Genomic DNA, 4,891 nt, shown 5'->3' on the forward strand with positions numbered 1-4,891 from the left:
AACCTTGTGATTTCGATTACTTGGACTTCGATAAAACCCACGCTTTCCTGCGGGCTTCAGCGTTCTTCACCGGCGACCCTCTCGTCTCGCTGGCCGATGCCCGCGCGAAGCGGGACGACGCGTTCACGATCCTTTGCGAAGGCCACGATCCTGTTGTCATGAAGAAACTGCAGAAAGAGGCGAATCTCGAAGCCGGGCGTCAGACCTTCGAGCGCGTGGCGCGCGAGTGGTACGAAAACTCCAGGGCACAATGGGCCACCGTCCATGCCAGCGACGTCATCCGAAGCCTTGAGCGCGATGTCTTTGCGACGATCGGTGCCCTGCCGATAGCGCAACTCACCCCGCCGCTGATCCTCGGCGTTCTGCGGGAGATCGAGGCAAGGGGGGCGATCGAGACCGCCAAGCGTGTCCGGCAGCGCATTTCGGCTGTGTACGTCTACGCCATTGCCCAGGGGATTGCGACAAGCGACCCCGCCGAAAAGCTGGGCGCGGTCCTCAAGCCGCTGCGCAAGGGTCGGCAGCCGGCGATCACCGAAATCGTGCCACTGCGCAAGATGATCCTGGCGGCCGAAGAGGACAATGCGCGGCCGATCACAAGGCTCGGCCTCAGGATGCTTGCGCTCACCGCAGTGCGACCGAGCGAACTTCGCGGCGCCGAGTGGGCCGAATTTGAAGATCTCGACGGCAAGCTTCCGCTCTGGCGCATCCCGTCGGCCCGAATGAAGGGCGACCGCGACCGGAAAGAGGAAGTGGGCGGCGATCACCTTGTTCCGCTCACGCCACAGGCTGTCGCTGTGCTGCGGGCGATCTGGCCGCTGACCGGGGGTGGACCGCTGGTCTTTCCGAGCAACCGTCACGCGCATCGCCCGATGAGCGAGAATGCGATCGGCTACCTGCTGAACCGTGCCGGCTATCACGGACATCATGTGCCACACGGATTTCGCGCGGCGTTCTCCACCATCATGAATGAGTGGGCGGAGCGAAACGGCGATCCGCATGACCGTAAAGTGATCGATCTGATGCTGGCCCACGTGCCCAAGGACAAGATCGAGGGCGCCTACAACCGCGCGGCCTACATGCTGCGCCGACGGGAACTTGCGACAATCTGGGCCGGCATGCTGGCCGAAGGCCTGCCTGATCCTGCGGTTCTGATCGACCGGCCCGTCAAGAAACTCGGGAAGTACTCTCGGCGACGCTTGTCGGAGCCTGTCGATCCGGACTTCCATTCCCCGCTTCCGCGTCGTGCCGCCAGAGAATCATCGCTGGGCAATTGGTAACGTATATGTTACTATATGGGCGGTGAATTGATCGTTTAGGAGTATATTCGCGAGGACGGCTCGAGCCCGTTCCGCTCTTGGTTCGACGATCTCGATTCCCAGGCTTCGGCCAAGGTGGCAACCGCCATCGTCCGGCTGGAACTGGGCAATCTGTCGAACGTCAAATGGATCGGCGGCGGGCTCGGGGAATATCGCATCGATTGGGGGCCGGGCTATCGGCTCTATCTCGCCCGCGACGTAGATGAACTTATCATCCTGTTCGTGGGCGGGATCAAGAAGCGGCAGCAGTCGGACATCGACCGGGCGGGCGCACTCTTGGACGAGTACAAGGCCCGCAGGGCGGCAGCGAGGAAAAACAGGAAGTGACGAAATGGTGCTGACCCGCGATTTCAAGGAAACGGTGAAGGAACGCGCTGCACGCGATCCCGCCTTCGCCAGGGCCATGCTCGATGAGGCGGCGACTGCTTTCCTCAATGGGGAGCCGCATGTGGCGCGACTCATTCTACGCGATCTCGTCAATGCCTCTGTCGGTTTCGAAGAGCTGGCGACCGAGACAAACCGGCCGAGCAAGAGCCTTCACCGGATGCTGTCTGAAAAGGGAAACCCGAGTATGGACAATCTCGCGGCCATCTTCGGCGCTGTGCGCAAGCGTCTGGGTGTCGCCTTTGAAGCCCATGCTGTGGAGATTGGATAACCTAAGCGGGATTGGTTTTGGGCAATGTGGCGGTCAACGCTGCCATCGTGCCATGGAATGTTGGGATCGCGATGCTGGCGCGCAGGCTTCAGGTGGTACGCGCCTGAACCGGTCGCTCCTCACGGAAGGGCAGCGCGGGCAGTTGCTGCCGACAAAGTCGATGCCCGTTGCACTGGCTCGGCACGTTACACGCTGTCGTCGGCTCACCCTCCCCTTTCACTGTTTCAAATTCAGCGCTTCGGCCAAACCCATCGCGGCGGCTCCTGATCCTCGACATGAGTTTCACCCATCACCTTGGCCAAGGTTATCTCCTGCAGGTCTCGTGCATTACGCAGACCAGCGATCAGACGGTCGCTGTGGGACACGAGGACGATCTGGCTGCGATGCGATGCCTCGATCAGCAGGCGTGCCAACGCATCGAGCAGGGAAGGATGCAGACTGGCCTCCGGCTCGTTGAGGATCATGATTTCTGGTGGGCGCGGCGACAGCAGCGCCGTGACCAGCAGCAGATAGCGCAAAGTGCCGTCAGACAATTCCTTGGCTTCAAAGGGGCGGAGCAAACCGCGCTGATGCATCACCGCAAGGCCATATTCATCGCCTTCCACCTCGATACGCGAGCCGGGAAATGCGTCGTCAATGGCGTCGGCGAACGCTTCGCCATCCCCAATGGCCTGAATGGTCGCAATAGCAGGGGCCAGATCTGTGCCGTCGCTGCCCAGCACGGGCGTATATGTCATCACATGAGGGCGCCGCGCCGGAGCATCCGCGTCGGTGCGCAGATTGTCGTAGAAGCGCCAGTTACGCATCCGCTCGCGCATCAACAGCAGTTCCAGCCCATCCACCGGATCGGCGCAATGAGTGACCATGCTGTCAAAGGCGAGAAGGTCGGTGAAAGCGTCGCGCCATTCCCCGGTGTGCGATGCCCTCAAGCTGACCGCAGGGCCCCGCCTTTGCGCGAACAGATTGGACTTGCCCAGAAGCTCACCGGTCCACATCGTCTCGACTTTGATTTCCGGGTCGTGCTGGAAAGGGTGCATTGGCTCGGGGCGTCCCAGGTCGATAGCGTAGCCAAGCTCATCCCCTGAAAAGCCTAGTCGCAAGCTGACGGGACCGGATCGAACCGTGCCCGTCACCCGCTCCTTGCCGCTTAGCATGTCCCGGCTGAACTTTTCCGGCCCGGCCCACATGGTCGAAGACAATCCGCCCTCGGCCGCCAGCGTCGCAATCAGTCTGCCTTGTGCAGTCTCCGACAGCAGGCGCAATGAACGATAGAGGCTCGATTTACCGCTGCCATTACTGCCTGTAATAAGAGTGAGTTGGCCCAGTTCGAGAACCACATCACGTAAGGAGCGATAGCCGGCAACGGCAAAGCGCGAAATCATGTTGCCAACAGTGCCTCATGCTGATGAGCAAGAACAGTAACTTGACGATTGTAGCCGCCAATACGGTCATTCAAGCGGTTTATCGCGAGGTCTGATGGAACCCATATGTGGACGGCTCCCTCTTACAAGGGCTGAGCGAAGATTTGATCGGATCGCTTGCTTCCATATGTCCGGCCTTTAGGTGCGACCACACATGGTCGCTGGCCAAGATGGTTTCCGCAGCGTGAGTTCCTAACACCTCAGCGGCCTCGAACGGCCATTGGTCCCGATGGAATGCCACACACCTCGGATCGATCGATCGCACCATCTGCTCTTCTCTTGCAAGATCCGGCATCAGCTCAGCACGACAGCATCAGCCATCGCTCATCGTGCCTGGCCGATCTTTCATGCAGCTACCGCCGACGGCGTATCTGCCTTTCGATACTGATCGCCGCTCACCATCAGTTTCCATGCGATCCGCGCAATCTTGTTGGCGAGTGCGACCGCAACAAGTTTCGGCTTCTTGCGTTCGAGCAAGCCCAGTAGCCAGGGCGAAGCATTCCTGCCTCCGGTGCGGCGGGCATGCTGAACGACGGCGGTTGCTCCAACCACGAGCGTGCTCCGCAATAATTCATCTCCTGCTCGCGTGATGCTCCCCAGCCTGAGTTTTCCGGCGGTCGAATGATCTCTGGGCGTCAAACCGATCCAGGCGGCGAAGTCTCGCCCAGACTTGAACATGCGCGGGTCTGGGGCTTTCATCATTAGCAGGGATGCGCCGATCGGGCCGACACCGGGAATCCGTGCAAGCCGCTGGCTGCATTCGTCATTGCGATGCCATTCCATGACCTTGGCCTCGATCCGTTTGATCTCGTGCTGCAGCTGCGCGTACTCCTGTCCGTGAAGCGCAAACAAATCACGCGCAAGCTCGGGTATGGTCTCCTCTGCCGCTATGCGATCGAGCAGCGGCTCGATACGGCACATCCCCGTTGCTGCGGCGATCCCGAATTCCGCAGCAAAGCCCCGGATCGCATTGGCAAGCTGCGTGCGCTTTTTGATAAGTCTGGTCCGCATGCCCACGAGCATGAGCGCCGCCTGCTGTTCGGCCCCCTTCGCCGGCACAAATCGCATCGACGGGCGGTTCATTGCCTCGCACAGAGCTTCCGCATCCGCTGCGTCGTTCTTGCCGCGTTTGACGTAGGGCTTCGCCAACTGCGGCGCGATCAACTTCACCTCGTGGCCGAATGAACCAAGTAGTCGAGCCCAATGATGCGCGCTGCCGCAAGCCTCGATGGCAACAACGGTCGGCTGCAGCTTCTCGAAAAATCGTATCATTTCCCGGCGCGTCAGCCTCTTGCGCAGGACCGGTCTTTCTGCCGCATCCACGCCATGTAGCTGAAAAACGTTCTTTGACGTGTCCATGCCTATACGGGTAATCTGTTCCACGGGCGGCTCCCTCATGTGAGTCCTACAACGACATCACCTAGAGGTGGTTCCGCCTTCTTGGACAGTTTGGCGGCTGAGTTAAGCTAATCCCAGTTGTTGTTTATGCCGCCTGTTTG

Annotated in this window: 5 protein-coding genes; 3 read left to right on the top strand and 2 right to left on the bottom strand. The window is 60.3% G+C overall.

Annotated features, from left to right (window positions below; all coding sequences use genetic code 11):
• The 3 genes from B2G71_RS23460 to B2G71_RS23470 all read left to right on the top strand — a co-directional run.
• Window positions 1-1,277: tyrosine-type recombinase/integrase (locus B2G71_RS23460; protein WP_141521692.1), on the top strand; the 1,277-nt coding region annotated here is incomplete at its 5' end.
• Between the two features lie 45 nt (window positions 1,278-1,322).
• On the top strand, window positions 1,323-1,643 hold the full coding sequence (locus B2G71_RS23465) for a type II toxin-antitoxin system RelE/ParE family toxin (RefSeq protein ID WP_276306944.1): 321 nt from the start codon (window positions 1,323-1,325) through the stop codon (window positions 1,641-1,643).
• 4 nt (window positions 1,644-1,647) lie between these two features.
• Window positions 1,648-1,971: a transcriptional regulator gene (locus B2G71_RS23470; RefSeq protein WP_098109078.1), complete on the top strand. Its 324-nt coding sequence runs from the start codon at window positions 1,648-1,650 to the stop codon at window positions 1,969-1,971.
• A gap of 230 nt (window positions 1,972-2,201) precedes the next feature.
• Here B2G71_RS23470 and B2G71_RS23475 read toward each other — a convergent pair whose 3' ends face one another.
• Window positions 2,202-3,353, bottom strand: a complete 1,152-nt coding sequence (locus B2G71_RS23475; RefSeq protein WP_098109079.1) for an AAA family ATPase — start codon at window positions 3,351-3,353, stop codon at window positions 2,202-2,204.
• Between the two features lie 384 nt (window positions 3,354-3,737).
• Window positions 3,738-4,775 carry an IS110 family transposase gene (locus tag B2G71_RS23480; RefSeq protein WP_098109081.1) on the bottom strand — a complete coding sequence of 346 codons (1,038 nt, stop codon included), beginning with the start codon at window positions 4,773-4,775 and terminating at the stop codon, window positions 3,738-3,740.
• Window positions 4,776-4,891 lie beyond the last annotated feature (116 nt).

It is taken from the genome of Novosphingobium sp. PC22D, from assembly GCF_002556635.1.
Classification (GTDB): Bacteria; Pseudomonadota; Alphaproteobacteria; order Sphingomonadales; family Sphingomonadaceae; genus Novosphingobium.

What these genes read in the sequence shown, in the direction of transcription:
- B2G71_RS23470 (WP_098109078.1), top strand. Translation starts at nt 1,648, where the DNA reads ATGGTGCTGACCCGCGATTTCAAGGAAACGGTGAAGGAACGCGCTGCA.
- B2G71_RS23475 (WP_098109079.1), bottom strand. Translation starts at nt 3,353, where the DNA reads ATGATTTCGCGCTTTGCCGTTGCCGGCTATCGCTCCTTACGTGATGTG.